Annotated in this window: 21 protein-coding genes; 16 read left to right on the top strand and 5 right to left on the bottom strand. The window is 66.1% G+C overall.

Features of this window, described 5'->3' with window-relative positions; all coding sequences use genetic code 11:
- Positions 1–12: 12 nt before the first annotated feature.
- Together KF857_07810 and KF857_07805 are read left to right on the top strand one after the other, a co-directional pair.
- Complete coding sequence (locus KF857_07810; protein ID MBX3111900.1) at positions 13–1,737, top strand: hypothetical protein; 1,725 nt, start codon at positions 13–15, stop codon at positions 1,735–1,737.
- Between the two features lie 46 nt (positions 1,738–1,783).
- Positions 1,784–3,964: a tetratricopeptide repeat protein gene (locus tag KF857_07805; protein MBX3111899.1), complete on the top strand. Its 2,181-nt coding sequence runs from the start codon at positions 1,784–1,786 to the stop codon at positions 3,962–3,964.
- Positions 3,965–4,024: 60 nt separating this feature from the next.
- Here KF857_07805 and KF857_07800 read toward each other — a convergent pair whose 3' ends face one another.
- Positions 4,025–5,413, bottom strand: coding sequence for a hypothetical protein (locus tag KF857_07800; protein MBX3111898.1), 1,389 nt, complete (start codon positions 5,411–5,413; stop codon positions 4,025–4,027).
- Between the two features lie 306 nt (positions 5,414–5,719).
- On the opposite strand from KF857_07800, the gene KF857_07795 reads away from it, so the two are divergent.
- Positions 5,720–6,619, top strand: coding sequence for an isoaspartyl peptidase/L-asparaginase (locus tag KF857_07795; GenBank protein MBX3111897.1), 900 nt, complete (start codon positions 5,720–5,722; stop codon positions 6,617–6,619).
- On the top strand, positions 6,616–7,395 hold the full coding sequence (locus tag KF857_07790) for a SelB C-terminal domain-containing protein (protein ID MBX3111896.1): 780 nt from the start codon (positions 6,616–6,618) through the stop codon (positions 7,393–7,395). Before KF857_07795 ends, KF857_07790 begins: the two co-directional genes overlap by 4 nt.
- Here the strand turns inward: KF857_07790 and KF857_07785 are convergent.
- Positions 7,372–8,064 carry a hypothetical protein gene (locus KF857_07785; GenBank protein MBX3111895.1) on the bottom strand — a complete coding sequence of 231 codons (693 nt, stop codon included), beginning with the start codon at positions 8,062–8,064 and terminating at the stop codon, positions 7,372–7,374. The genes KF857_07790 and KF857_07785 overlap by 24 nt on opposite strands.
- 80 nt (positions 8,065–8,144) lie before the next feature.
- On the opposite strand from KF857_07785, the gene asnS reads away from it, so the two are divergent.
- The 3 genes from asnS to KF857_07770 are packed head-to-tail and all read left to right on the top strand — an operon-like array spanning position 8,145 to position 12,053.
- Complete coding sequence (asnS, locus tag KF857_07780) at positions 8,145–9,533, top strand: asparagine--tRNA ligase (protein MBX3111894.1); 1,389 nt, start codon at positions 8,145–8,147, stop codon at positions 9,531–9,533.
- The gene (locus KF857_07775) at positions 9,533–11,290 is read left to right on the top strand and encodes an ABC transporter ATP-binding protein (GenBank protein ID MBX3111893.1); all 1,758 of its coding nucleotides are present in this window, start codon (positions 9,533–9,535) and stop codon (positions 11,288–11,290) included. Before asnS ends, KF857_07775 begins: the two co-directional genes overlap by 1 nt.
- Positions 11,283–12,053 carry an ABC transporter ATP-binding protein gene (locus KF857_07770; protein MBX3111892.1) on the top strand — a complete coding sequence of 257 codons (771 nt, stop codon included), beginning with the start codon at positions 11,283–11,285 and terminating at the stop codon, positions 12,051–12,053. The genes KF857_07775 and KF857_07770 overlap by 8 nt, the downstream gene beginning before the upstream one ends.
- Position 12,054: 1 nt before the next feature.
- Here the strand turns inward: KF857_07770 and KF857_07765 are convergent, their stop codons facing one another.
- Complete coding sequence (locus KF857_07765; protein ID MBX3111891.1) at positions 12,055–12,441, bottom strand: hypothetical protein; 387 nt, start codon at positions 12,439–12,441, stop codon at positions 12,055–12,057.
- A gap of 89 nt (positions 12,442–12,530) precedes the next feature.
- Between KF857_07765 and KF857_07760 the strand changes: the two genes are divergently transcribed.
- From KF857_07760 to KF857_07735, 6 genes are read left to right on the top strand one after another with little or no spacing between them, the layout of a single operon-like run.
- Positions 12,531–13,607, top strand: coding sequence for a glycosyltransferase family 4 protein (locus KF857_07760; protein ID MBX3111890.1), 1,077 nt, complete (start codon positions 12,531–12,533; stop codon positions 13,605–13,607).
- Complete coding sequence (locus KF857_07755; GenBank protein MBX3111889.1) at positions 13,604–13,783, top strand: Trm112 family protein; 180 nt, start codon at positions 13,604–13,606, stop codon at positions 13,781–13,783. Before KF857_07760 ends, KF857_07755 begins: the two co-directional genes overlap by 4 nt.
- Complete coding sequence (aroQ, locus tag KF857_07750) at positions 13,783–14,235, top strand: type II 3-dehydroquinate dehydratase (GenBank protein MBX3111888.1); 453 nt, start codon at positions 13,783–13,785, stop codon at positions 14,233–14,235. Before KF857_07755 ends, aroQ begins: the two co-directional genes overlap by 1 nt.
- Complete coding sequence (locus tag KF857_07745; protein MBX3111887.1) at positions 14,232–15,296, top strand: aminopeptidase P family protein; 1,065 nt, start codon at positions 14,232–14,234, stop codon at positions 15,294–15,296. The genes aroQ and KF857_07745 overlap by 4 nt, the downstream gene beginning before the upstream one ends.
- A gap of 4 nt (positions 15,297–15,300) precedes the next feature.
- Positions 15,301–16,125 carry an ATP-binding cassette domain-containing protein gene (locus tag KF857_07740; protein MBX3111886.1) on the top strand — a complete coding sequence of 275 codons (825 nt, stop codon included), beginning with the start codon at positions 15,301–15,303 and terminating at the stop codon, positions 16,123–16,125.
- A gap of 53 nt (positions 16,126–16,178) precedes the next feature.
- Complete coding sequence (locus KF857_07735; protein ID MBX3111885.1) at positions 16,179–17,399, top strand: phytase; 1,221 nt, start codon at positions 16,179–16,181, stop codon at positions 17,397–17,399.
- Here KF857_07735 and mnmG read toward each other — a convergent pair.
- A complete protein-coding gene (gene mnmG / locus KF857_07730; GenBank protein ID MBX3111884.1) occupies positions 17,323–19,269 on the bottom strand; it encodes a tRNA uridine-5-carboxymethylaminomethyl(34) synthesis enzyme MnmG in 1,947 nt (648 codons plus the stop codon). The two genes, KF857_07735 and mnmG, sit on opposite strands and share 77 nt — an antisense overlap.
- A 65-nt stretch (positions 19,270–19,334) precedes the next feature.
- Between mnmG and KF857_07725 the strand changes: the two genes are divergently transcribed.
- On the top strand, positions 19,335–20,321 hold the full coding sequence (locus tag KF857_07725) for an NAD(P)/FAD-dependent oxidoreductase (protein MBX3111883.1): 987 nt from the start codon (positions 19,335–19,337) through the stop codon (positions 20,319–20,321).
- Here KF857_07725 and KF857_07720 read toward each other — a convergent pair whose 3' ends face one another.
- Positions 20,322–22,349 carry an arginine--tRNA ligase gene (locus KF857_07720; protein MBX3111882.1) on the bottom strand — a complete coding sequence of 676 codons (2,028 nt, stop codon included), beginning with the start codon at positions 22,347–22,349 and terminating at the stop codon, positions 20,322–20,324.
- A gap of 204 nt (positions 22,350–22,553) precedes the next feature.
- Between KF857_07720 and tadA the strand changes: the two genes are divergently transcribed.
- Together tadA and KF857_07710 are read left to right on the top strand one after the other, a co-directional pair.
- Positions 22,554–24,335, top strand: a complete 1,782-nt coding sequence (gene tadA, locus KF857_07715; protein ID MBX3111881.1) for a Flp pilus assembly complex ATPase component TadA — start codon at positions 22,554–22,556, stop codon at positions 24,333–24,335.
- Positions 24,336–24,461: 126 nt separating this feature from the next.
- Entirely contained in the window at positions 24,462–25,646 is a 1,185-nt protein-coding gene (locus tag KF857_07710; protein MBX3111880.1) for a type IV pilus twitching motility protein PilT, read from the top strand.
- Positions 25,647–25,650 lie beyond the last annotated feature (4 nt).

Below are 25,650 nucleotides of genomic sequence, written 5' to 3'. Positions count from 1 at the left end.
TGGTAAGGGGTGATGGACGCCGCCCTGGATCTGGGGACTTTGCTCGCTGAAGCCTTCACGCGCCATGGGGCGGGCGACCTTGACGGTGCGACGGCCCTGTACCGGCAGGTGCTTTCCGCAAACCCGCGTGACGCCTTGGCCCACAAGGGGCTCGGCGTCGCCCTTTGCCAGACCGGAGCCCTCGGACGAGGTTCCAAACTCCTGCGACGTGCCTGCGAATTGGATCCAGACGACGCCGAAAGCTGGACGAACCTGGCCAACGCCTGCTTGGCCTCGCGGGATTTGAAGGGATGTGAAGAGGCGGCCAGGCGGGCCGTTGCCCTGGATCCCCAAAGTGCCGTCGCCCACAACAACCTATCGGTGGCGTTGCGCGGGCGACACCACCTTGACGGGGCGTTTCGGCATGCCTCCGAAGCGGTCAGACTGGCCCCGGGCTACGCCCTTGCCCACTTGAACCAGGCCGTCGCCCTCCAAGGCGTCGGAGCCATGGGCGAGGCCGGCGCCGCCTTCCGTGAGGCGGTCCGGCTGGAGCCGCGTGAGACCGCCCTTTCACAGAGCTACCTCTTCGCGCTTCTCTACGACGAAGGGCTGTCGCCCGAGGAAGTTGTCGCCGCCCACCGCCACTGGGGCTCGACGTTCCCGGCCCCGCCCCGGCCACCGATGCGGGGGACACCAGAAACGGTCGGCTTTGTCTCGGGAGACTTTCGCGGGCATCCGGTGGGGCGGTTTGTCCTGCCCTTCATCACCGAGTTTTGCCGCGAGAGGCGAGTCGTCCTGTATTCCAACAACCCATCGGATGACTCGATGACGGAGCGGTTCCGGTCGCTCCCGGTGGAGTGGCGCAGTGTCGTCGGTCTCGGGGCGGCCGAGGTCGCCGACCAAGTCCGCCGTGACGGGGTCGACTACCTGGTGGACCTGAGCGGCCACACCGCCTCCAACCGGCTCGACGCCTTTGCCCTCCGCCCGGCTCCGGTCCAGGCCACGTGGCTCGGCTATTCTTCGACGACCGGCCTGCCGGCAATGGACTGGTTCATCGGCGACCACTTTGTCTTTCCCGAGGGCTTGGAGCGACTGGCGACGGAGTCTTTGGCGCGCTTGGACACCGCCTTCCTCGTCGACGGGCCCCTTGCCGCACTTCCGGCCCGGGCGGGACAGAGTGGGCTGAGGATCGGCGTCACCAACAACCCGGCCAAGCTGAGTGACAGCTTTCTGGACGCGGTCGGACGCGTCCTCGTCTCGGCACGTGACGCCAAGGTTTGTTTCAAGTACGGCACGTCGGACAGCGAACTGTTCCGCGCCCGCGTCCGTGGCGTGATGGGCGCCGCCGGCGTCGACATGTCAAGGGTGGAGTTTGTCGGCGCACTCCCCCCGGACGAGCATGAGGCCTTCCTGTCCGGGCTTGACCTTTGTCTCGACTCGTTCCCCTACAACGGCGCGACGACGACGATGGACGCCCTGAGGGCCGGGACACCGGTGCTGACCTTGGCGGGTCGTAGCTACGCTTCTCGGATGACGGGGAGCCTGCTCCACCACGCGGGACTGGGTGGGCTGGTGACCGGCTCGGCCGACGAGTATGTCGCCAAGGCGGTCGATTTGGCTCGCTCACCTGCGGGCCTTGAGTCGGCCCGGGCGACCCTGCGCGACGAGCTTGCCGGGTCAGTGCTCTTCGACGCCCGACGGTTCGCCGACGCCTTCGGGGATGTCGTGGCGGCGACCTGGTCGGCGACCCGACCCTAATCATCTCCCCGGCAGTCCCCGATAAATGTACCGGGGTCAGCAAGGCATGAAAAGCCACCACAAACTAGCGGTGCGACCGGGCGGCAAGCCAAAACCGAGCGCCGCCGACGGACTCGTGGGCACGGGATTGGCCAAGCACCAAGCCGGTGACGTCGCCGGGGCCCTGGCGGTGTACCTGCAGGCACTCTTGTCCGACCCGAAGAACGGCGACGCCCTTGCGCTCACCGGTGCCGCCCTGATCCAACTCAAACGCCCGTCTGAGGCGATCAACTACCTGGAAGAGGCGACCAAGGCCTCGCCCCGTAACGTGGGGGCATGGACGAACTTGGGGACGGCGTTCCAGAACACCGGCCACATGCAGCGGGCGATGGCCTGCTTCGACCAAGCCCTGGTCATCGACCCTGACGCGGTCGACGCCCTCTACAACCGGGGCAACCTCTTGGGTGCGACCGACCGGGCCCAGGAGGCCGCCGAGGCGTATCGGCGAGTCGTGCGGCTCGACGCGGGCCATGCCGACGCCCTCACGAACCTGGCCAAGGTGCTCTTTGACCTGGAGCAATACGTGGACGCCATGGGCGCGGCCCAGAAGGCGATGGCAGCCAAACCTCGCAACGCCCGGGCCGCCAACATTTACGGACTGTCCCTGGCGGCGATGGGAAACACCCCCGGGGCGGTCGACGCATTCATGGTCGCCGTGCGGTTCGACCCGACCTATGCCCCTGCGTTCAGCAATCTGGCCCAGGCCAACCTGGACATGGGAAAGCCGGCTGCGGCCCTCGAGGCGTCGATCCACGCGGTGAAGCTGGCGCCGGACCATGCCGGGGCAAATTGTGGCCGGGCGCGGGCCCTGCGGGAACTTGGCCAACTGGACGAGGCAGTCGGCGCGTGCAAGACGGCCCTGGAACTCGACCCCCGCTTGCCCGAGGCCCACAACTGCCTGGGGAACATCCACCTGGACCTCGGCCAACCGGAGCAGGCGTCCCGGTGTTTCCAGCGTGCCCTGGAACTAGACCCGACGTATCGAGAAATCGCCAGCAACGTCGTCATGGCCGCGCAATACACGCCGGGCGCCGGCCCAGAGTTGGTCCTGGAGAAAGCGCGCGGCTTCGCGCGGCTTCTGCCCGGGCGTGAGGTGGTCGGCCGGCGCCGAAAGTCGGCGGTGCGGCGGATCGGATTTGTCAGCAGCGACCTGTGGAGCCACCCGGTCGGACGGTTCGTCGAGCCGCTCTTTGAGCATCTCGCCGAGTGCGGCGTCGAGGCATGTGTCTATTCGAACACCGGCCAGGAGGACGCCGTCACCGAGCGGTTGAAGGCGCACACAGCCCAGTGGCGCAGGGTCATCGGACTTGACTCGGCCACGGCGGCTCAGCTGGTCCAAGAAGACAAGGTCGATGTGCTCGTCGACCTCTCCGGCCACACCGCCGGGAACCGGCTGGACATCTTCGCCGAGCGTGCCGCACCGGTCCAGGTCACATGGCTTGGCTTCTCGGGCACGGTCGGCATGACCCAGATCGACGCTTTGCTGGGCGACCGGTATGTCACGCCGCCCGCCGACGACCCGTACTATGCTGAGAAAGTCGTCCGGCTCGACGCGCCCTGGCTTTGCTTCAAGGCTCCTGCCGAGGTCGACCTCTCCGTCGCGAAGCCCCCGCACGAGAAGGGCCACCCGTTCACGTTCGGGTGCCTGAACCATTCGAAAAAGGTCAACCAGGAAGTTGTCGCTGCCTTCGCCGCAGTGATGAACGGAGTCCCGGGTTCGCGGATCGTCCTCAAGTCCAGGGCTTACAGTTCCAAGTCGGCGCGAGCCCAGTACCTGCGATGGTTCGAGGAGCACGGCATCGGCATGGAGCGGGTCGTGTTCCTGGGGACGACGAGCTGGAACGCCCACTTTGTGGTCCACAACCAGATTGACATGCTGTTGGACCCGTTCCCCTACGGAGGGGCAACGACGACCGTCGAGGGCCTGTGGATGGGCTTGCCCGTCGTCACCTTGGAAGAGCCAGGGTTTGTCGGACGCATGTCGGCGGCGATGCTCCGCCACGTCGGACACTCCGACCTGGTCGCGGCGACCCGTGAAGACTACGTCTCCAAGGCGGTGGGCCTTGCCCAAGACCCGGTCAGGCTCCGCGACCTCCGCGGCGAGTTGCGGCCCGCCCTCATGGTGTCCCCCCTGTGCGACGCCGCCGGGTTCGCCCGGGCTTTCGTCAACGGTCTTGACTCACTGTGACAAATGAGGATCCCTCCCGGCATGCCGAGAGGGATCCGAATGTCCCGACGCAGTTCCGGCTTAGCGGAGGAGCGAGAGGACGGCCTGCGGGCCTTGGTTGGCCTGGGCCAGGACCGAGAGACCGGACTGCTGAAGGATCTGCAGCTTCGTGTACTGCGTCATCTCTTCAGCGACGTCGATCTCGCTGATCGTCGAGTTGGCCGCGCTCATGTTTTCCTTGGCGACGCCAAGGCTGCGCACCTGGGTCTCCAGGGTGTTCTTGATGAACGAGCCGATGTCGCCACGGGCGCTGCTCACCGTCGAGATGGCCGCGTCGATCGCGTTGATCGCCGTGTCCATGCTCGATCCCGTGATGTCCAGCGAGCCGACACCCAAAGTCGACGCGTCGAACTTGCCGATGGCGAGTTGGGCGGTCTGACCCGCGTTGCCGCCGATCTGGAACGATGCGTTGCCGACGGCCAGGTAGCCGACGCCCGTCACCGAACCGGTGGCGTTGCCGCCCGCGGTGAGGGTGATCGAGTTGCCGCTGGAGTCCTTCAGGCTCAGGCCCTTACCCTTGTTGAAGGACGCGGTCGTGCCGCTGGTGGCGAGCGTGACGGTGGCGACGGCGTCGACACCCTTGTTGTCGATGGCCGTGCCGGCAGTCTGGATGATGCTGTTCGCGTCAGCCAGGGTCACGTGATAGTCGCTGCCGTAGTTGACGTTGGTCAGCTTGACGGCGTTCGCCGAGATCTCCGCGCTGACGCCGGTGTCGCCGGTCGCCGCGTTGATCATGTCGACGACGTCCTGCTGGGTCGTCGTGGCCGTGGTGGTGAACACCTTGCCGTTCAAGGTGAACGAGCCCGCACCGACCGTGTCGGTGGCGGCGGTGTGGGTGATCGCACCCGTTCCGGTCGCTTGGGTTGCGGCGGTGGTCACGTTGATGTCGACGGCTTGCGACGTCGAAACGGACGAACCACCGAACGTCCCACCAAAGCTGATTTTGCTGATGTTCGCACCCTTCGACACCGAGCTCACGACGCCGGCGCTGCCGTCCAGAACAGACTTGCTACCGAACTGGGTGGACGAGGCGATGCGGTTGATCGAGTCGACGATGTTGCTGAGCTGCGTCTGGTTCGCCTGCTTCTGCGTGGCGTCGAGCGAGCCGTCACCGTTGGCGATGGCGAGCGACCGGGCGTCTTGCAGAAGACGCGAGACCTCGGAGAGAGCGCCCTCGGCGGTCTTGGCGTAGTTGGTCGCGTTCTGGTTGTTGCGGATAGCCGTGTCCAGACCAGAGATCTGGGCCTTGTAACCCTCAGAAGCGATCAAGCCGGACGGGTCGTCGGCACCGCTGTTGATGCGGAGGCCGGTCGACAAACGCTGGACGGAAGTCGCGAGCTGGTTGCCGGTCTGCGACAGGCTGCGATACGCCGTCATGGCGTTAACGTTGGTGTTGATCCTGAATGACATGTTTTTCTTCCCTGAACTGGACCCCCAGGGTGCGCCCCGTGAGGATGCGTCGTCCCAGACGCACTTCCATGCTTTCAGGTCGGCCCATGCCTTCAGGCCGTTCCTGTCAAAGATGCTGGTATGGTTCTAACCTGGTAAATACACGGACATTGGTAACTCATAGCGAATCGCTAAGTCGTATCGGTATATTTACTGGCCTGGTATTAGTGCCTAAACAAACAAACATTGATGGATAAAATGGCCAACGTGCCGGGCGAGCCGTCATGACCTATGCGTCGCCGACCGGCGGGCGGTAGGCTCGCGCCAATGACCACAATGCTCGCCACCTGGCACCGACCAGGCGAGGTCACCATCGGCGCGGCCGGGGCCAAGTTGGCCGAGTCCGGCAACCTTCTTGACGCCATCGAGACCGGCCTTGCTGCGGCGGAAGACGACGCCGAACTGATCGCGATCGGGCGAGGGTCAGTCCCCAACATGGACGGAGAGTTGGAGCTCGACGCCTCAGTGATGCGGGGTGACGACCTGTCGGCGGGGGCGGTGTGCGCCGTCCGGGGGATCGTGCCCGTCATCTCGGTCGCCCGCAAGGTGATGGAAACCACGCCGCACGTCATGTTGGCGGGGGACCAGGCCCGCCGGTTCGCCATCCAGCACGGTCACGTGCCGGAGAACTTGGTGACCGAGGAAGTTTGTCGGCGCTACCGCGAGTACCTGGTCTCGCCGGAACGGGCCAAAGCCTACGTCCACACGGCCGCGGACGGGCGTCCAGAGCCGCCCCACGACACCGTGACCATGTTGGGGCTGCAGGACGGTAAGTTTGTCGCGGCGAGCTCGACAAGCGGGATGCCGTTCAAGGTGCCGGGACGGGTCGGTGACTCACCGATCGTCGGGGCGGGGATTTACGCCGACGACGAGGCGGGTGCCGCCGGGGCGACCGGATTAGGAGAGGAGCTGTGGAAAGCCTGCGCGTCGTACCGCGCCGTCCGGAACATGGCGGCGGGGATGACCGCCCAGGAGGCTTGCGAAGAGGTCGCCCGCCACATGCGCCGTCGCCAACCGGCCAGCCGGGAGACGATCTGCGTCGTGATCGCCCTGGACCGAAGCGGCGGCTTTGGCGCGGGGGTGACGACCGGAGAGTTCGACTTGTGGGTGTGGCAAGACGGAGCCCTCTCTTGCCACCACTTCGAGCAGGTCGCCGACGAGGCATGAGGTTTGACGTCGTCGCGGAGGCCGCCCGACACCCCGAAGGGGTGATGACCGCCAGCCTGGCCGCCGCTGCCGGTCGCGACGTGGCCGCCGACCTCGAACGCGCCAAAGCCTCGGGCCAGTTGGTCAGCTTGGCCGGCCTTTGGTTGACTCCCTTTGCGTGGCAAAGCTGTTCCGCACGCCTGCTCGCCGCCATCGACTCTTTGCACGCCCGGGACGACCGCCAGTTCGGTTGGCCACCCCAAGCCGTCGCTGAGACCGCCGGCCTTGCCTGGGGGTCGAAGCCGTCCCTCCGCGGTTGCGAACGGTTACAAAGCGAGGGCCGTGTCCGCGTCACGGACGGCATGGCGGCCTTGGCCTCGTTTCGCCCCCGCTTGTCAGACCGTCAAGAGAAGCTGCTTGCCAAGGTCAAGGACGCCCTGGTCGGTTACGGGCTTGACGCACCCGACGCCAAGTCTCTGGCCGCAGACATGGGTTTGCCGCGGCCTGCCGTCGAGGACATTTTGAGGGTCGGGGTGGCGTCGGGCGACCTTGTCCAAGTCGGTATGGTCGCCGTGCCCCGGGACACCGCGGAGTCGGTCGCGAGACGGACCGGCGAGTTGTTCGGCGCCGGGGAATTCAGCCTGGGCGAGTGGCGTGACGCGACCGGCGTCTCCCGGCGCGTCGCCGTGGCGTGGTTGGAGGAGTTCGACCGGTGGGGCTGGACGGTGATGGAGGGCGACACGCGCCGGTTGGTGCGTCGACCTGGGGGCGGGTCAGTCAACCGCCCCGGCCAGTAGGCGGAACCGGCGGGCCTTGTCGGCCCCGCGCTCCAGTAGGGCGGCCTCAAACGTGAGCTCGGGGAGTTCGCCGTCGCGGGCCTTGCTCCCGTCAGGGTCCATGGCGACAAGGACCGCCTCGCGCAAGTTGGCCAGGGCGTCGTCCAGTTTCATCTCGGTGAAGTCGTCGTCCTTGAGCTTCTGGTGGAGGGTGTCGTAAGCGTCGGCGCTACCGGCGACGACCGCCCCATAACGCCGGACGGAATAGTCGCCGTCGTAGTCGAGCTTGTAGTAGCGGTCCTTGTCGGGGGAGTCGTCGACCTCGGCGAAAAGGCACCGGAGGATGAGGGGGGCCATGGAGAAGTCGGCGAAGGCGCGCTTGACCGGGGCGGAGAGTGCCGTCGCCACCCGCTGGACCGAGACGTCGGCCTCGCTTCGGGCGTAGCCCTCCTGGTGGCAGAAGTCGACGGCGGCCACCCGCAGGGCCTCGACGTCGCTCTGGAGCCCGACCGCCGAATAGACGAGGCGGTCGTACACTTCGAAGACTTTGCGGGCATGGCCCCGGTAGGTCGCCACTAAGACGCCTTCGGGGATGCTGACGGCCGCGACCGGCACGCCGCTCTGCAGGCGGGACTCGATGTACTGGGCGCGGTGGCCGATGCCTTCCTGCCAGTCGTAGGGCGTCATCATGTTCTGGACGATTCTACGCCGGGACCGACAAATGAGCACGCCCCGGCCTCAGGGTTGGGGCCCATGTACAATCCTCGCCCATGGATTACCGACGGCGCTATGTCCGCGACTTACTGGCGTCGCGGCCCGGCGAGCAGGTCGAAGCCTTTGGATGGGTGAAGACCCGGCGCGACAGCAAGGTCGTCAGCTTCGTCCAACTCAGCGACGGTTCTTGCTTCAAAGACCTTCAGGTCGTCGTGAACGAGGGTGTGTTGGACGAGGACACCCTGAAGCAGATCACGACGGGGGCTTGCGTCGGGTTCAGCGGAGAGCTGGTCCAGTCTCCCGGTGAGGGCCAAAGCGTCGAGCTACTCGCCTCCTCTTGCACGGTTTTCGGTCCGTCCGACGCGACTTACCCGCTGCAAAAGAAGGGGGCGACCCTGGAGTTCCTGCGTGAGATCGCCCATCTCCGGGTCCGGGGAAACACCTTTGGCGCGGTCATGCGCGTGCGCGACCGGGCGGCGTGGAAGGTCCACGAGTTCTTCCAGGCCCGTGGGTTCAAGTGGATCCATACACCGATCATCACCGCGAGCGACTGCGAGGGGGCCGGGGCGATGTTCGCCGTTTCCTCCAATCTGGAGGCCCATGACGGCAAGTACGTGCTCAAGAGCGCGGACCCCGCCAAAGACTTCTTCGGCAAGCCGGCGTTCCTCACCGTCAGCGGCCAGCTCAGCGTGGAGACCCAATGCATGGGGTTGACCAATGTTTACACGTTCGGGCCGACTTTCCGCGCCGAGAACAGCAACAGCGCGCGGCACCTCGCCGAGTTCTGGATGATCGAACCCGAGATGGCGTTTTGCGACATCGAAGGCGACATGAACTTGGCCGAGGAGTTTGTCCGCGAGGTCATCGCGGACTCCTTGGAGCACTGCACTTCGGACCTTGAGTTTTTCAACCAGCGCGTCGAACCGACCCTGCTGGACACCTTGCGCCATGTCGTCGAGTCACAGTTCGAGCGGATGACTTACACCGAGGCGGTCAAGCTCTTGGAGAACAGCGGCGAGAATTTTGAGTATCCGACCTCTTGGGGCAGTGACCTGCAGAGTGAGCACGAGCGATGGCTGACCGAAACCAAGGTCGGCCGGCCGGTCATCCTGACCGACTACCCCAAGGAGATCAAGGCCTTTTACATGCGGCAGAACGAGGACGGCAAGACCGTCCGGGCCATGGACGTCCTCGTGCCGCGCATCGGCGAGTTGATCGGCGGCTCGCAGCGTGAAGAGAGGCTCGACGTGCTGGAGGCGAGGATCAAGGAACTTGGCCTCCCCGTCGAGGCTTATTGGTGGTATCTCGACCTCCGTCGCTACGGTTCGGCCCCCCACAGTGGGTTTGGACTGGGGTTTGAGCGGCTGGTGATGTATCTCACTGGGATGAAGAACATCCGCGACGTCATCCCCTTTGCCCGGACGCCGGGCCACGCGGAGTTCTGATGCTCCGCTGGCTGGGCCGGTTTGTCGACAAGCGTGTCTGGCAGGAGATCCTTGGCCAACGCCGCCTGGTCCTGGCCGGCCTCGTCTGCTCTGGCCTGGCCGCCGCGATGCTCGGAGCGTACGCGGCGATCATCAAGAGTGTCGTCCGTGCGGTGACCGACCACGACGTCCCCCGGCTGCTGTGGACCAGCGCGGCGGTCGTCGGCCTGTTTGGCGTCCGGTACTTTTTGGCGCGTGCCCAGTTGTATCTGCTTGGGGTCGCGAGCAACCGGACGACCGCCGAACTCCGGAAGCGGGTCTTTACCAAACTGCTGCGCCTTCCGATCAGCTACTTCAACGACAAGAAGGCTGGCGCGGTCCAGAGCGTCCTGACCAACGACATCAACGTGTACGCGGGCGCGATCGGAGCGGTGCGCGAGAGCATCGACGGCCCGGTCAAGATCCTCACCGGCGTCGTCGCCGTCTTCATCCTCCAGCCGTACCTGGCCCTTGCCGCCATGGCAGTGATGCCGGTCATGGCCTGGGCGATCCAGCGGAACAGCCGGAAGATGAAGGTGGTCCACGCCCAGGTCCAGGCCGACTTGGCCACGATGACGGCGACGATGCAGGAGACCCTGGCCGGAGTCCGGGTCATCAAGGCGTTCGGGGCCGAAGGTCGGGTCGACGGCCGGTTCGCCCGCCTCGTCGAGACAAGTGTCGCCAGTCAGAACCACTCGGCGCGGGTGACCGCCACCCTGCGGCCCCTGGTCGAGTTCCTTGGGGCCGTGGCCATCGCCGCGGTCGTCCTCGTCTGTGGGTTGCTCGTCTCGCGGGACGCCCTCCAGATCGAAGACCTCGCCGGCTTCATCGTGATGCTGGACGTCATCAACCAAGGCTTCAAAAGCGTCGGAAACCTCAAGCAGACCTTTGCCCAGCTTTCGGCGGCGACCGACCGCATCTACGACGAGGTCCTCGACATCGAGGAGACGACCAACGACCATGCCGAGGCGGTCACCCCGGCTTCGGTCACGGGCAAGATCGAGTTCCGTGACGTGAGCTTCACGTACCCCGACGGCACCAAGGCACTAGACCGGGTGAGCTTCACGATCGAGGCGGGCACCTCGCTGGCGTTGGTGGGGCCGAGCGGAGCGGGCAAGAGCACCGTCGCAGACTTGTTGCTCAGGTTCTATGACCCGACCGAGGGTCAGATCCTCCTCGACGGCAGGGACATCCGCACCCTCAAGGGGGCTTGGTACCGGGCGCTTATCGGGGTCGTGCCGCAACAGACGTTCCTCTTTGCCGGGACGGTGGCGGAGAACTTGCGCTTGGGTGCGCCCGATGCGAGCGACGGCGCACTGGCCAAGGCCGTCCAGGCCGCCCATGCCGAGTCGTTCGTCGACCTCGACGCTGGAGGCTTGGACAGCAACCTCGGGGAGCGGGGGGTCGGGGTCAGCGGCGGCGAAGGACAACGACTCGCCATCGCCCGCGCGCTGGTGCGCGACCCCCAGATTCTGCTCCTCGACGAGGCGACGAGCAACCTCGACGCCCACAGCGAGCAGGCGGTGACAAGCGCCCTGGACGAGGCGATGCGGAGCCGGACGACCCTGTTCATCGCCCACCGGCTGACGACCGCGGCGCGGGCCGACCAGATCGTCGTGCTCCGGCGGGGCCAAGTCTTGGAGACGGGTACCCACGACCGACTCATGCAGGCCGACGGGGCCTACGCCGGCATGTTCCGCGCGTTCACCAGCGGGCTGGTCGGAGAAGACCTTGCCTGACTACGCCGTCGAGGTGTCGGGGCTCGCGGTGGGCCGGAACGGAAGGGCCTGTGTCTCCGGCGTCTCGTTCGCCCTGGCCAAGGGCCGGTTCCTCGCCGTCGTCGGGGAGAACGGCTCGGGGAAGAGCACCCTGCTGTTCACCCTCGCGCGCCAACTGCCCCCGCTCGCCGGCACGGTCGTGGTCGACGGTCGGGACATCGCCGCATATGACCGCCGTGCTTTGGCCAGGGTGGTCGCCCTCGTGCCTCAGGTCAGCCCGCCCTCCTTCGGTTTCACCGTCCGCGAGGCGGTCTTGGCCGGGCGGTTCGCCCACAGCCCCGGCGTCATTGAGACGGAACAAGACCACGAGGTCGCCCGGCGGGCGATGGAGCAGACGGACTGCCTGCATCTCGCCGAGAAGAGGCTCGACCAAGTCAGTGGAGGCGAGGCCCAGCGGGTCGCCGTGGCCCGGGCCCTGGCCCAGGAACCGCGTGTCCTCTTGCTCGACGAACCCACGACCCATCTGGACTGGCGTCACCAACGCGCGGTGGGGCGGCTCGCCCGGGCGGCGGTCAGCCAGGGGATCGCCGTCGTCGCCGCCGTCCACGACGTCGGATGGGCCCTCGACTACGCCGACGACGCTCTGGTGCTTGGTCAAGGTGCGGTCTTGGCCTACGGACCCGCGTCGACGGCCTTGGCGGCGCCTGTGCTTGAGCAAGCGTACGGGGTGCCGGTCATGACGACCGACACCCCGTACGGGCCGAGGCCCGTCGTCGCGCCCTAGTTCAGTAGCCGCGCTTCTTGTCGAGCTCCGCCTTGCGGACCTGCTCCTGGCTCTGGCTGTCGTACCATTGCGAGGTCGTCGACGACTCGTTGGGAGAGGGTTCGAACCGCTTGAACTTGGGCTGGAAGATCGAGGGCTCTTCGGGGATGCCCGAGACGACCGGCGGGTTCTCGGGGTCGATCTTGGACTTGTCCTTTGACTTGCCCACGTCCTTCATGACCATGCTCTTCGTGTCCACCTTCTGGGCGTCTGAGGCCTTCTCGTCTTTTTGAGGTGGCGGCGGGGTGAAGATCTTGGCCCAGATGTCCGTGCTGTTCGTCAATCCGATGCCTACCAGGATGACGGCGCCCAGCACGATCAGCATCACGGGGGACTGTTTCTTTCGCATAAGTTCTCCGGTTGGTCGGTCCATCGCTCAGGCCGGGCCGCCTGGTATTGTAGCCTCGGCGACGGCCCCGGGCCGGACGCCGGTCCCCGATGTCAGCCTTGACCGTCGCCATTGACGCCCGCCTGGCCACGACCCGTAACACGGGTGACACCAGTTATTGGCGGGGTCTCTTGCGCGGCCTGGCCACGATCGAGTCGGACGCCACGTTCCTGCTCTACTCCAACGCACCGAGGCCCGAATGGATTCCCGAGGGCGGCAAGTTCCGGTGGGTCCACCTGGAAGGGCCGTCGCGGTGGTGGAGCCTGGTGAAGTTTCCCCTTGCCGCGCGGCGGGCCGGGGCGCAGGTGGTCCACACCCAGTACACCTTGAGCCCCCTTGCCTACAAACGGGGCGTGACGACCGTCCATGACGTGTCGTTCCTGATCGAGCCGGACTGGTTCAAGCCCAAGGACAGGATCTTGCTGCAGTGGCAGGTGCCCGCCTCGTGCCGCCGTGCCCGTAAGGTCTTGACCGTCTCGGAGACGTCGAAGGAAGAAATCGCCCGGCTTATCCCAGGCACCCGGCAAAAAATCGTCGTCACGCCAAACGCGCTCGGCGACAACATCACCCCCGTGCCGCCCGGGTCCGCGCGGGCATGGGCCAAGGAGAACGTGGGCGTCGGACGGTACCTCTTGGCCCTGGGGACCCGTTGGCCCAGAAAGAACCTCCGCTTGGCGGTCGAGGCGTTCAGGCGCCTCCCGTCGGACTATGGCCTGAGCTTGGTCGTCGCCGGGCAACCGGGCTGGGGTGACGAGGAGCAGTGTCCGGGGGTCGTCTACACGGGCTATGTCAGCGACCAAGACCTGTCACGCCTCTATTCCGGCGCAGAACTCTTCCTCTTGACGAGCCTTCACGAAGGGTTCGGCATCCCGATCCTTGAGGCGTTCGCATGCGGTTGCCCGGTCGTCTGTGGGCCTGCGGGTGCGGCCAGCGAGGTGGCGGGCGGGGCCGCCCATGTGACGTCTGGCTACGACCCGGCCGAGTGGGCTGGCGCGGTCACGAGTCTCTTGGCCGATTCGAGTAATCTCGCCGCCATGCGCGCGCGAGGCCAGGAGCGCTTGGCCCACTATGACTGGGGCAAGACCGCCCGCCTCACCTTGGACGTCTACAACGAGGTCGGCCGATGATCGAGGCGTCGTTCTTGGACCTCCTGGCGTGCCCGGCCTGCCCGGACCGACCCAAGCTGACAGATGCGGGCGACGCCCTGGTGTGCACCACGTGCGGCCGACGCTACCCGGTCGTCGACGGCATCCCCCACCTGCTCGTCGAAGAGGCCAGCTTGCCCGAAGAAGGAAACCCCTGATGACGACGACCCTGAACGTGCTCGTGCTGCACGGCCCCAACCTTAACATGACCGGGTTCCGGGAGCCCGAGCTCTACGGCAAGAAACCGATCGCCGATATCGACGCGGACATCCAGCGTGTCGCAGGCGAACTGTCCATCGACGTCAGGATCCTCCAGTCAAACCATGAGGGCGTGCTGATCGACACGATCCAGGAGCACCGGAAGTGGGCCAACGCCATCATCATCAACCCGGGCGCGTTGACCCACTACTCCTACGCCTTGCGTGACGCCCTGGTCAGCGTGAGGTTGCCCGTCATCGAGGTGCACCTCTCCAACGTCCACGCCCGAGAAGAGTTCCGTCGCCACAGCGTCATCGCCCCGATCACCGTCGGCCAGATCGTCGGCCTTGGTGACCAGGGCTACGTCCTCGCCCTACGGGCCCTGCGCGCGGCAGAAAGTGTGAACCCATGAGCTCCTTGTCCAGACTCACCGACCGGTTGGGCACCCTCGGACTGCCCGCCCTGTTCGTCTCCGACATCACCAACGTCCAGTGGCTGACCGGTTTCACCGGGTCGTCGGGGTTCGTTGTCTTGACCCCGGGTCGCGCGGTCTTTGTCACCGACGGCCGGTACGACACCCAAGCCCATGAAGAGGTCAAGGGGTTCGAGATCGTCATTTACAAGCCGCCGATGACGCTGGACGGGTGCTTGGCCAAGGTCTTTGCGGACGTCGGCGTCAAAACGATCGGCTTCGAGGACTCGACGACCTGCGCCTCGGCAAGGAGGCTCCGTGACGCCCACCCCTCCGTCGAGTTCGTGGAGACGAAGGACGCCGTCCACCCCTTGCGCATGGTGAAGGAGGACTGGGAGGTCGCCAAGATCGTCGAAGCTTGCCGACTTTCCGAAGCCTGCCTGGAGCATTCTGCCCGGCTTCTCCAGCCCGGCGTCTCCGAACGCGAGATCGCGATGGACATCCGGTTCTACTTCGAGCGTCAGGGCACCATGGCCAGCTTCGGCCCGATCGTCGCCAGCGGCCCGAACAGTGCCAAGCCCCACGCCAAGGTCAGCGACCGTGTCCTGCAAATGGGCGATTTCGTCACGATTGACTGGGGGTGCTGGTTGGACGGGTACAGCAGCGACATCACCCGGACGTTTGTCATCGGCGAGGCCACTGACCGCCACAAGGAGGTCTATCAAGCCGTTTTGGACTCGCTCTTGGAGGCCACCAAAGCCCTTGTTCCCGGCAACACCGGTAAGGCGGTCGACTCGGTCGCCCGCGACCTGCTGACGTCTCGCGGGTTGGGTGAGTACTTCACCCACGGCTTGGGCCATGGGCTGGGCCGTGCCGTCCACGATCCCGGGTCCCTGAGCCAAGCGTCGACGTTCACGGTCGGCGAGGGCAACGTCTACACGGTGGAACCGGGGGTGTACATCGACGGCTTCGGCGGGGTGCGGATCGAGGACGACGTCCATGTCACGGCGGGCGGCCCCGTGGTCCTGACCCGGTACCCGCGTGAACTGACGGTGGTCTGAGCCGGTGGCGGTCGTCCTGGCGCTCGAGTCCCTGGTGCTCGCCGAAGGTCGGCGGAGCCTTTCGATGGAACTCGGGTCGGGCGAGCAACTTGCGGTGGTCGGGCCGTCCGGCTCGGGCAAAACCCACTTTGTCGAGTGCCTTTTGGGCCGGGCCAAACCTCACGGGGGCAGCGTGCTTCGGGCAGGCCCGGTGGTCGACTCTTGGCACGGAGGGCACAACCGCCGGGCGACGCCCTTGACTCTGGCCCAAAAGGCCGTCGGCCGCGACGAAGGCCAATGCGCCGAGGCCCTGACCTCCCTCGGCCTCTGGGACGACCGAGACGCCCTGGTCGCAAAGCTTCCGGTCGGGATGGCGGTCGCCTGCGACCTTCTCCCCTGCCTGCTGACTCCGGCGGCGGTCGTCGTCATCGACGGACTTCTCGACCTCCTCGACCCCTGGGCCGCCGACCATGCCCTGCTGGCCTTTGCCGAGTTGTCCCGCCAGGGACGGTGCTTTGTCATCGTGACGAACGACCTCTGGCTTGCCGAACGGCTCGGTTCGGTGGTGGTCCTGCGCGACAGCGAGGCCGTCTATGCGGGCCCCGTCGCCGACTTGGTGCGCCGGGGGCGTCCGAGCGAGGTGACGGTGACGACCTCCGACCCCAGCACCGCCCTGAGCATGGCCGACCCGTTCATGCTCACGGTCCACAAGACACCGGACGGTCTTCACCTGGCCGCTCACGACGGCCAGGCGCTGGCCGCCCGCCTGTTGACCGAAGGGTACGGCTCGGTGAGGGCGGTGGTCGTCAAAGAGCCGACGTTCGCGGACGTGTTGCTGGAGTTGATGTAGCGGCGATCCTTTTCCCCATCCAGTGCGTCCAACAAGCAGGCACAATGACAAACATGAGGTGGTGGATCGTGGTCGCGGCGACGAGCGTGGCCGTCGGCGGTTGCGCCGGCGAGGGGCAGAACCCGTTGCAACCGGCCTATGCCCCAGCTTCGTCCACCGGTTACAGTGCGCCGGTCGCATCGGGAACGCTCGTCCAGCCTCTCGTGTCGACAGAAGGCGTCGCCCACCAAGTCGCCGCCGTCGCTATCCTCGGTGACATTAAAGACGTCGAGAAGTCGCTTGTCCTTGTCACCGACCGCGACGAGAAGGACGGGTCTCTCAACGCCTACGACCTGGAGGGCAAGTTGGTCCAGCGGAGCAAGGGCTTGGCCGGCCCGGTCGGGGTCGCCGTCGAGCAAGGGGTGAAGCTGGGCAGTGGGGAAACCGACCTTGTCGTCGTCGCGGAGAGCAAGAAGAGCCGCCTCCTCGTCTATCGCCGCGACGCAGAGAGCGGCAAGCTCGTCGATGTGACCGGTTCGACGACCGTCTTTGGTGACGCCAAGGGGCTGCAGGCCGAGCCGACGAGCGTTGACATTTACCGTCGGCCTGCCGACGGTGCCCTCTACGCGATTGTCAGCCGCCGGGCTGGCCCGGCCGAGGGCTATCTCGGCCAGTATCGGCTCGTCGCCAACGAGGGGAAGGTGGACGCCAAGTTTGTCCGCACCTTCGGGCAGTTCAGCGGCAGGACTCCGACGAAGGACGGCGAGGTCACCGCGGTCTCGGTCGACGACGCCGAAGGCGCCGTCTACTACGCCGACGAGCGCAAGAACCTCCGCCGTTATCCGGCCGACCCCGACGCCAAGAAGGCCGGCGACCAACAAGCCGTGTTCGGCGCGGACGGGTTCAAAGGGGCACGGTCGGCACTGGCGGTGTATGCCCAACCCAAGTCGGACGGTTTCATCGTCGCCGTGGACAGTCTGCCGGGTGGGTCGGAACTGCACCTTCACCGCCGGACCGGCAAGCAAGGCGAAGTCCTCTCTGTCGTCAAGACGATGGCCGACACGGCAAGCGGCGTCGCGGTGACCTCCGCCCAGCTTGGCACGAAGTACCCGTTCGGGCTCCTCGTCGTCGTCAACACGACGGGCCACAACGTGCAGTACTACGACTGGCGCAACGTGACGGGCTCTGGTGGGTTCTCGCGAGGTGGAGGGGGGACGGCTATTCCGGGCCAGACGGGGACCGTACGCCCGGCACGGCCCGACCGGTCTTTGAACGGGCTTGCAGGTGGCCGATAAGGAGCGCGATGTCCGCCGGCCGCACTCCCGGGACCCGGCTTGCCTGACCGACGGTCAGCGGCCGTACCCGGCTGAGCTTTTCGCGCGACTCATAGCTGAGCCCGGCCAGGGCGTGGAAGTCGAAGTCAGCGGGCACCGCCAGCCCTTCGAGCCGCTTCGCCGCGGCGACCTCCTCGTCCTGACGCCGCAGGTACCCGTCGTAGACCGCCATGATCGCGATCTGCTCGCGGGCCGCGTGGTGCGGTGCCCCTGGGTTCTCGGGGTCTGAGGGGGGGAGGTCATCGAGAGTAAGCCCGGCCAGGTGGGCGGCCTCGGTGACGAGGTCGAGGGTGACCCCAGGCCGCTTGAGCAGGTCATAGGCGCTGGCCCGGTTGGCGGTCGGGGCGATCTCCAGCCTTTCCATCGCGTCCCGGTGGGCAGGGAGGAACACGCATCCTTCCAAGGCGGCCATGCCCCGCTCCACCAGCGCCATCTTCGCCTCCAGGCGCCTCTTGCGGTCGTCGGTCGCGAGTCCGATCTCAGCGGCAAGGGGGGTGAGCCGTTGGTCGGCGTTGTCATGCCGGAGCAAGAGGCGGTGCTCGGCCCGGGCGGTGAGCATCCGGTAGGGGTCTTCGACCCCCTTGGTCACCAGGTCGTCGAGCATGACCCCGATGAAGCTCTGCTCGCGCGTGAGGACGACCGGCTCCTGCCCGGTGGCATAGCGGGCTGCGTTCACCCCGGCCACGATTCCTTGGCCAGCGGCCTCCTCATAGCCGCTCGTGCCGTTAAGCTGGCCGGCTAAGAAGAGACCTTCCAGCTGCTTCGACATCAGAGTGGGGAAGAGTTGGGTGGGGTCGGCCATGTCGTACTCGACGGCGTATCCCGGCCGGATCATCTCCACGGACTCTAGGCCGGGAATAGTGTGGAGGGCAGCCAACTGCACGTCCGCCGGCATCGACGTCGAGAACCCTTGGACATAGACCGACTCGTCGTCCCACTCCTCTTGCTCCAAGAACACCGGGTGAGAGTCCTTGTCGGCGAACCGGACGACCTTGTCTTCGACGCTCGGGCAATAGCGCGGGCCGACGCCTTCGATCTGGCCGCCGAACATCGCGCTGCGTCCGAGGTTGTCACGAAGGACCGCGTGGGTCGCCTCGTTTGTATGGGTCTGCCAGGTGGGGAGCAGGGCGCGCCGAGGGAAGGGACGGTCGTGCAGGAAGCTCAGCGGGCCCGCCTCGGGTTCGCTGGGCATGACCTGGGTGGCGTCCAACCGCAGGGAAGACAGTTTGACCCGAGGTGTCGTCCCGGTCTTGAAACGGCGGAGGCGCACACCGTGTTCGGTGAGGAACCGCGAGAGACCCTGGACGGCTTGGTCGCCGTGGCGGGCGGCGACGGTTTTCTCGTGACCCTGGTGGCAGAGCCCGTTAAGGAACGTGCCCGTCGTCAGGACGACAGCTTTGGCCCGCACGTGCCCACCTCCCACGACGATCCCGGTGACCCGGCCGCCTTCGGCCACGACGGTCTGGCATTCCGCCTCGACGAGGGTCAGGCCCGGCTGGCGTCGCAAGACGTCTTGCATGAACAGCGGGTAGTCGCGTTTGCAGACCTGGGCGCGGACAGTCTGGACCGCCGGGCCCTTGCCCGTGCCGACCCGGCGGATGTGGGTCAGGGTGTGGTCGGTGGTGACGGCCATCTGCCCACCGAGGGCGTCGACCTCGCGGGCGATGTGCCCTTTGGCCGGGCCGCCCACGCTGCAGTTGCACGGCAGGTGGCCGGCCCGGTCCAGCCGGAGGGTGACGCAGGCGGTGCGGAGGCCGAGGCGCGCCGAGGCGAGGCACGCCTCGATTCCGGCGTGTCCGGCTCCCACGACCACGACGTCGAACTCTTGCACGTGGGACCCAGTGTACTGTCCGGCCCGGGGACTCACCCCGCGAAGCCCCACAATCAGGCCGCGCCATGGCATTCACCCAGGTCGATTTGACGGTCATCGGCGGAGGGCCGGTCGGACTCTTCGCCGCGTTCTACGCCGGTATGCGTGGCATGTCGGTGAGGATCATCGACTCCTTGCCCGAACTGGGTGGCCAACTCACCGCCCTGTATCCGGAGAAGAGCGTCTATGACATGCCCGGATTCCCCCAAGTCTTGGCCAAAGACCTGGCGTCGGCGATGGTCGAGCAAGGGTTAAGGTTTGGCGCCGAAGTCGTGACCGGGGAGACCGCCAGCGGTCTCGAACGGGACGGCGAGGGCTGGGCTGTCGTGGGTAAGGACGGTGACCGCTACCCGACCAAGACATTGGTCGTCGCCGCCGGGGCGGGGGCGTTCACCCCGACGCGGTTGGGGGTCGACCGAGAGGACGAGTTCCACGGCCGGGGGCTGTGGTACGGCGTCAGGGACAAGTCGTGGTTCGCAGGCAAAAAGGTGCTTATCGTCGGGGGCGGCGACTCGGCATTCGACTGGGCCAAGGAACTCCACCCCGTGGCGTCGTCGGTCGGCCTGGTCCATCGCCGGGATGTCTTCAAAGCGCACGAGGAGACGGTCGGCCAGGTGTCGCAGCTCGGGGTCCCGTTCCACTTGTGGAAGGCCGTGCACTTGCTCCATGGTGACGGTGCGCTGTCCGGCGTGACCCTCGTCGACACCCAGACCAAGGAGGAAGTCCATCACGAGGCTGACGCCGTCGTGGTCAACATCGGGTTCAAGTCGTCCCTCGGCCCGCTCAAGGACTGGGGCTTCACGATCGAAAAGAACCAGATCGTCGTCGACCATTGCTACCAGACCGGCTTGCCCGGAGTCTTCGCCGTCGGCGACGTCTGCACTTATGAGGGCAAGATCAAGCTGATCGCGACCGGTGTCGGCGAGGCGGCCACGGCGGTCTGCCTGGCCAAGATGATGGTCGACCCCACCGCCAAATTGTTCCCCGGACACTCGTCCGACATGGCCCTGTAGCTATTCCGTGGCCCCAGGGTCGCGTTCCATCCGCTCCGGCGAGCCGATACCCAGCAGACCGAACACGGCTTGGAGCGCCGACCGGGTCGCGGCGCAGAGGGCCACCCGGGCCCGCGACAGTTCAGGCTGGTCGGGCTGGACGACGCGGCAAGCGTCGTAGAAGGCGTGGTAGGTGCGGGCGAGCTCGACCGCGTAGGTGGTCAGCCGGTTCACCGCATAGTCCTCGGCACACCGGGCGACCTCGTAGCGCAAGTCGAGGGCCTTGAGGGCAAGGGCCTTCTCCTTGTGCTCGGTGAGCAACGCCCAGAGCGGGTCGTCATGTCCGAAGGGGACTTCAGCGGCAAAGCCGGCTTTGGCGGCCTTGTCCAGGACACTGCAGATGCGGGCGTGGGCGTACTGGGCGTAAAAGACGGGGTTCTCGTCGCTCTGCTTCTCAGCCAGGTCGAGGTCGAAGTCCATCGCCGTGTCGTGGTGCCGCATCAGATAGAAGAACCGGGCGACGTCGCTTCCGGCGGCCTGCTTCTCCTCCCGCGTCCCGCTCGGGCGGGCTTTCTCACCGATCTCGTTGACCAGGTCGATGAGGGCGTAGATGTTGCCGTCGCGTTTGCGCATCGGCGCAGGCTTGCCGTCCTTGACAAAGCGGACGATCTGGAAGATCTGGACGTCCAGCTTTTCACGTGCCAGAGCCGTGGCGGCCCGGCACCGGTCGCGTTCTTCGGCCGAGGCGAAGATTTGGGCGTCGATGTCGCTGAGGGGCTCGCCGCTTGGCTCGACCTTGACCTGGCCGTCGGCCAGGAGCATGGCGGCGACGACGGCGGTCAGGCGGCCGATGTAGCCGTGGTGGTCGGGCCCGAGGACGGTGACCAACTTGTCGGCGTGCTCCGGACGGTTGAACTTGTCCTTGTGGTAGGCGACGTCGCTGGCGATGTAGGTGAGCCGGCCGTCCTTGCGGCGGAGGACACGGTCCATGTCGTCGCCGAACTTGGTGCTGCGGAGCCAGACCGTCGGGCTGTCGCCGGTGGTGGCGAACTCCTCGTCCTCGGTCTCGACCAGGATCGTCTCTTGGTCTTCCTTCTCGACGTCGACGACCTTGCCGCCCTTGGCGAACTTCAGCTTGAGCCGGTACGGCTGGTCATCGGCCGCGCCGCCGTCGCGGAGGGTGTCGAGCTCGGTCTGGACGACGCCGGCGTCATGGAGGGACTGCTCGCTGAACCAGACGTCAAAGGTGACCCCGAACGTGGTCAACGCCTGCATCTGGGCGTCGACCATCAAGTCCTCACAGTGTCGGCGCATCCAGTCTTCGCCGTCGCCCAGGCTGACGCCTTCCCCGGAACCGTGGCCCAAGTAGCCCTGGCTTCTCGGTCGAAACACCTCCGGACGCCCACCGGCGGCAATGCGGTCGGCGACTTCTTGGACGTAGTCGCCCTTGTATCCCTTCTCTGGGAAGGGCGTCCCCTCCACAAAGCTGCGCACGGACTCGGCGAAGAGCCGCATCTGCTCGCTGTTGACACCGTCGTTCACGTAGTACTCGCGGTGGACGGTGTGCCCGGCGGCGGCGAGGACGTTGCAGAGTGTCGACCCGTAGGCGGCGCCCCGGCCCGAACCGACCGTGATCGGCCCGTTGGGGTTCACCGAGACGAACTCGACGTTGATCTTCTTTGGCGCGGCCGCCGTCGACCGCGCGAAGTCTTTCGACTGGACGGCGGAGAGGTGGCCCGCGGCCCATCCGGGGGCGAGGGTGAGGTTCACGAACCCAGGCCCGGCGACTTCGACGGACTCGAAGGCGGCGTCTCCCCCCAGTTCTCCGGCCAGGGCCTCGGCGACGGCACGCGGGCCCATGCCGGCCGACTTGGCCGCCACAAGGGCAAAGTTCGTCATAAAGTCGCCGTACCCCGCCTGCTTGGGAACGTCGATATCAACCGCTTGGTCAAGCACGGCGGCGGGGAGGGCGCCTTTTTCCACCAGACGGCGACGGGCCTCGGAGAGGATGGTGGCCAGAGAGTCGCGGACGAGGGGAAGGGTCGGCAAAGTGAGGCTAGAGATACCCGGACCGCCCGCGCGAGGCCCGGGAACGCGGGTGCCGCACCGGGCGAAGCGGAGCGAAACCCGCGCGTGTCTGGACCGTCAAGAAATGTCTTGCCCCTTCCCCTTTTATGGACGAAAGGACTACAATAGGCCTGACTGGCGCATGGCGCCCCCGGTCATCCCGGGGCTTGGTCGAGGTTTGAACGTATGGCATTGAAACGCGTACCGATGGAGCAGTTCCTGGTGCAGAACGGCTTTTTGAAGCCCGAGCAACTGGCGGAGGCCCAGCAGGTACAAAAACAAACTAACAACCCCGACTTGGGGCGCGTGCTGATGGACCTGGGGATGGTCGGTGAGCGCGAGATTTTCAAAGCCCGGGCGCAGGAGACCGGCGAGGCGTTCGTCGATCTGGACAACGTCTCGGTCGAGAGCAGCGCGATCAACGTGGTGCCCGACCGGATCGTGCGTCAGCACAAGGTGCTTCCGGTCAAAAAGGACGGCACGACCCTGTGGCTCGCCATGGCCAACACGGCCAACCTGGAGGCGATGGACGCGGTCCGCTTTGCCAGCGGCTGCTTGGTCCGGCCCGTCTTGGCTGTGCCGGGCGCGTTGGACGACGCGATCCGCAAGTACTACCCCGAAGGTGGCGCGACCGGCGCCCCGGTTGCCGCGACCGCAGCGGGCGGCGGCAACAATGCGGCCGAACGGACGGTCATGACGGCCGACATCCGCGGCGCGATCGCCGCCGCCCAGGTCATCCGCGACGCCGACACCTCCGTCGTCGCCGACGACAAGAGCGACGAGGACTTGGCCGACCAAGCCCCGATCATCAAGCTGGCCAACGCCGTCATCCAGCAGGCGATCCTCGACCGCGCCTCGGACATCCACGTCGAGCCCCAGCAGCGCGGTGTCCGCGTCCGGTACCGCATCGACGGTGTCTTGATGGAGGCGATGACGATCCCCAAGAACCTGCAGGCGCCACTCATCAGCCGCCTCAAGATCATGGCGGAGATGAACATCGCCGAGCGGCGGGTTCCTCAGGACGGCCGTATCGAGGTGCGCCACCAGGGCAAGGAGTTCGACCTCCGCGTCAGTTCGATCCCCACGCCGTTCGGCGAAAAGATCGTCATGCGTATCCTCGACAAGGGGAACGCGATGATCGGTCTGACCAAGCTCGGCTTCACCGCCGAGAACCAGGCCAAGATCGAGGAACTGATCAGCCAGCCTAACGGCATGTTCCTGTGCACCGGCCCGACGGGTTCGGGCAAGACCACGACGCAGTACTCGGTCTTGCACATGCTCAACTCGATCGAGCGGAACATCATCACGGTTGAAGACCCCATCGAGTACCAACTCGGCGGTATCGCCCAGGTCGGCGTGAACAAGAAGGCCGGCCTGACCTTCGGCACCGCCCTCCGCGCCTTTCTCCGGCAAGACCCCGACATCATCATGGTCGGCGAGATGCGCGACCTTGAGACGGCCGAGATCGCCATCGAGGCGTCCCTGACGGGCCACTTGGTCTTGTCCACGCTGCACACCAACGACGCGCCGTCCGCCACGATCCGTATGATCGACATGGGCGTCGAGCCCTACCTGATCGCGGCCACCGTCATCGGCATCCTCGCCCAACGCTTGGGACGTCAGATCGACAAGGACCACAAGGAACCGTTCACCGTGCGCGCCATCGAGTTGCGTCGCTTCGGCTTCCCCGTCACGGACCCGGACGAGCAGATCACCCTGTACCGAGGCGTCCCGCACGAGGACAACCGTCAGACCGGTTTCCGAGGCCGCACCGGCTTCCACGAACTGATGGTCATGAACGCGGAGATCGCCGAGTTGGTCGTCCGCCGCGCCGCCCTGAACGACATCAAGTCTGCCGCCAAAGCCAACGGCATGAAGGAACTCCGCGAGGACGGCCTTGAGAAGGTCCTTGCCGGGGTCACGACGCCCGACGAAGTCATGCGCGTCGTCTTCACCGCAGGCTTCTAACCGTAGTTGACGCGCCGTCGGACGTGGATGTGCCCACTTCCGGCGGTGCTTTGGTAGAATGAGGCATCGCCTTCAGCGTTGAGCTTGCATTCAAGTAGAGACCACACGCCCATGCAGAATCCGAACATGTCCGCGCCGCCGGTGCAACCGACGGCAACCCCCCCGACCGAGGAGCCGACCCGGGCAGGGCAGCCTAAGTCGCTCGAAGACCTGCACATCGACGAGCTTCTCCACGTGGTCGTCGACCGGAACTGCAGCGACTTGCACGTGTGCGCCCAAAGCGAGCCGGTCATCCGCGAGGACGGCAAGCTCAAACGCCTCAACTACGAGAGGTTCACCCCCCAACAGGTCCAGCGGATGATGTACGAGATCATCAGCGACGACCAGGTGACGCGGTTCGAGCAGACGAAGGAACTGGACTTCAGCTACCAGTTGCCGCGCCGGGCCCGTTTCCGCGTCAACATGTACCGTGACCGCGGCGCCTGCGCCGCGGCGTTCCGTCTGATCTCCAGCCGCATCCCGACCGTCGAGGAGCTGAACCTTCCTCCCATCCTCAAACAACTTTCCGAGAAGCCCCGTGGATTGATCTTGGTCACCGGCCCGACCGGCTCGGGCAAATCGACGTCGCTCGCCGCGATGATCAACCATATCAACACGAACTTTTCCCACCACATCATCACGATCGAAGACCCGATCGAGTACCTCCACCAGCACAAGCAGTGCGTCATCAACCAGCGCGAACTAGGCGGCGACACGCTCAGCTTTACGAACGCACTGCGCGCGAGCCTTCGCGAAGACCCCGACATCCTGCTGGTCGGTGAGATGCGGGACATGGAGACGATCGCCTTGGCCATCACCGCCGCGGAAACCGGCCACTTGGTCTTCGCGACCCTGCACACCAACAACGCGGCCGAGTCCATCGACCGTATCATCGACGTCTTCCCCCCCGGACAGCAGGAGCAGATCCGGGTGCAGTTGTCCAACAATATCATTGCGATCATTTCCCAGCAACTGCTCCCGAGGGCGTCTGGCCCGGGTCGGATACCCGCCAACGAGATCATGGTGGCCACTCCCGCCGTCAGGAACCTGATCCGCGAGAACAAGACCCACCAGATCCCGTCGATCATCCAGACCAGCGCCGCCGCCGGCAACGTCACGATGGACCAGTGTCTGCGCGACCTGTACATGAAGGGGTTGATCACCCTGGAAGAGGCTCTGACCCGTTGCATGAACGTCGAAGAATTGAAGAAGATGATCAACCTGGGAGGCCCCACTCCGGGAGCCGCCCCAGGGGCCCAGCCGAAAAGGTGAGATG

Source organism: Fimbriimonadaceae bacterium (assembly GCA_019638795.1).
Lineage (GTDB): Bacteria > Armatimonadota > Fimbriimonadia > Fimbriimonadales > Fimbriimonadaceae > JAHBTB01.
The sequence above is the reverse complement of the archived record's forward strand: the minus strand, read 5'-3'. Positions and strand labels throughout refer to the sequence as shown.

What these genes read in the sequence shown, in the direction of transcription:
- KF857_07775 (MBX3111893.1), top strand. Translation starts at nt 9,533, where the DNA reads ATGCTCCGCTGGCTGGGCCGGTTTGTCGACAAGCGTGTCTGGCAGGAG.
- KF857_07785 (MBX3111895.1), bottom strand. Translation starts at nt 8,064, where the DNA reads ATGATGACGCCCTACGACTGGCAGGAAGGCATCGGCCACCGCGCCCAG.
- KF857_07810 (MBX3111900.1), top strand. Translation starts at nt 13, where the DNA reads ATGGACGCCGCCCTGGATCTGGGGACTTTGCTCGCTGAAGCCTTCACG.
- KF857_07755 (MBX3111889.1), top strand. Translation starts at nt 13,604, where the DNA reads ATGATCGAGGCGTCGTTCTTGGACCTCCTGGCGTGCCCGGCCTGCCCG.
- KF857_07760 (MBX3111890.1), top strand. Translation starts at nt 12,531, where the DNA reads ATGTCAGCCTTGACCGTCGCCATTGACGCCCGCCTGGCCACGACCCGT.
- KF857_07745 (MBX3111887.1), top strand. Translation starts at nt 14,232, where the DNA reads ATGAGCTCCTTGTCCAGACTCACCGACCGGTTGGGCACCCTCGGACTG.
- KF857_07805 (MBX3111899.1), top strand. Translation starts at nt 1,784, where the DNA reads ATGAAAAGCCACCACAAACTAGCGGTGCGACCGGGCGGCAAGCCAAAA.
- asnS (MBX3111894.1), top strand. Translation starts at nt 8,145, where the DNA reads ATGGATTACCGACGGCGCTATGTCCGCGACTTACTGGCGTCGCGGCCC.
- KF857_07795 (MBX3111897.1), top strand. Translation starts at nt 5,720, where the DNA reads ATGACCACAATGCTCGCCACCTGGCACCGACCAGGCGAGGTCACCATC.
- aroQ (MBX3111888.1), top strand. Translation starts at nt 13,783, where the DNA reads ATGACGACGACCCTGAACGTGCTCGTGCTGCACGGCCCCAACCTTAAC.
- KF857_07765 (MBX3111891.1), bottom strand. Translation starts at nt 12,441, where the DNA reads ATGCGAAAGAAACAGTCCCCCGTGATGCTGATCGTGCTGGGCGCCGTC.
- KF857_07790 (MBX3111896.1), top strand. Translation starts at nt 6,616, where the DNA reads ATGAGGTTTGACGTCGTCGCGGAGGCCGCCCGACACCCCGAAGGGGTG.
- tadA (MBX3111881.1), top strand. Translation starts at nt 22,554, where the DNA reads ATGGCATTGAAACGCGTACCGATGGAGCAGTTCCTGGTGCAGAACGGC.
- KF857_07725 (MBX3111883.1), top strand. Translation starts at nt 19,335, where the DNA reads ATGGCATTCACCCAGGTCGATTTGACGGTCATCGGCGGAGGGCCGGTC.
- KF857_07800 (MBX3111898.1), bottom strand. Translation starts at nt 5,413, where the DNA reads ATGTCATTCAGGATCAACACCAACGTTAACGCCATGACGGCGTATCGC.
- KF857_07735 (MBX3111885.1), top strand. Translation starts at nt 16,179, where the DNA reads ATGAGGTGGTGGATCGTGGTCGCGGCGACGAGCGTGGCCGTCGGCGGT.
- KF857_07710 (MBX3111880.1), top strand. Translation starts at nt 24,462, where the DNA reads ATGTCCGCGCCGCCGGTGCAACCGACGGCAACCCCCCCGACCGAGGAG.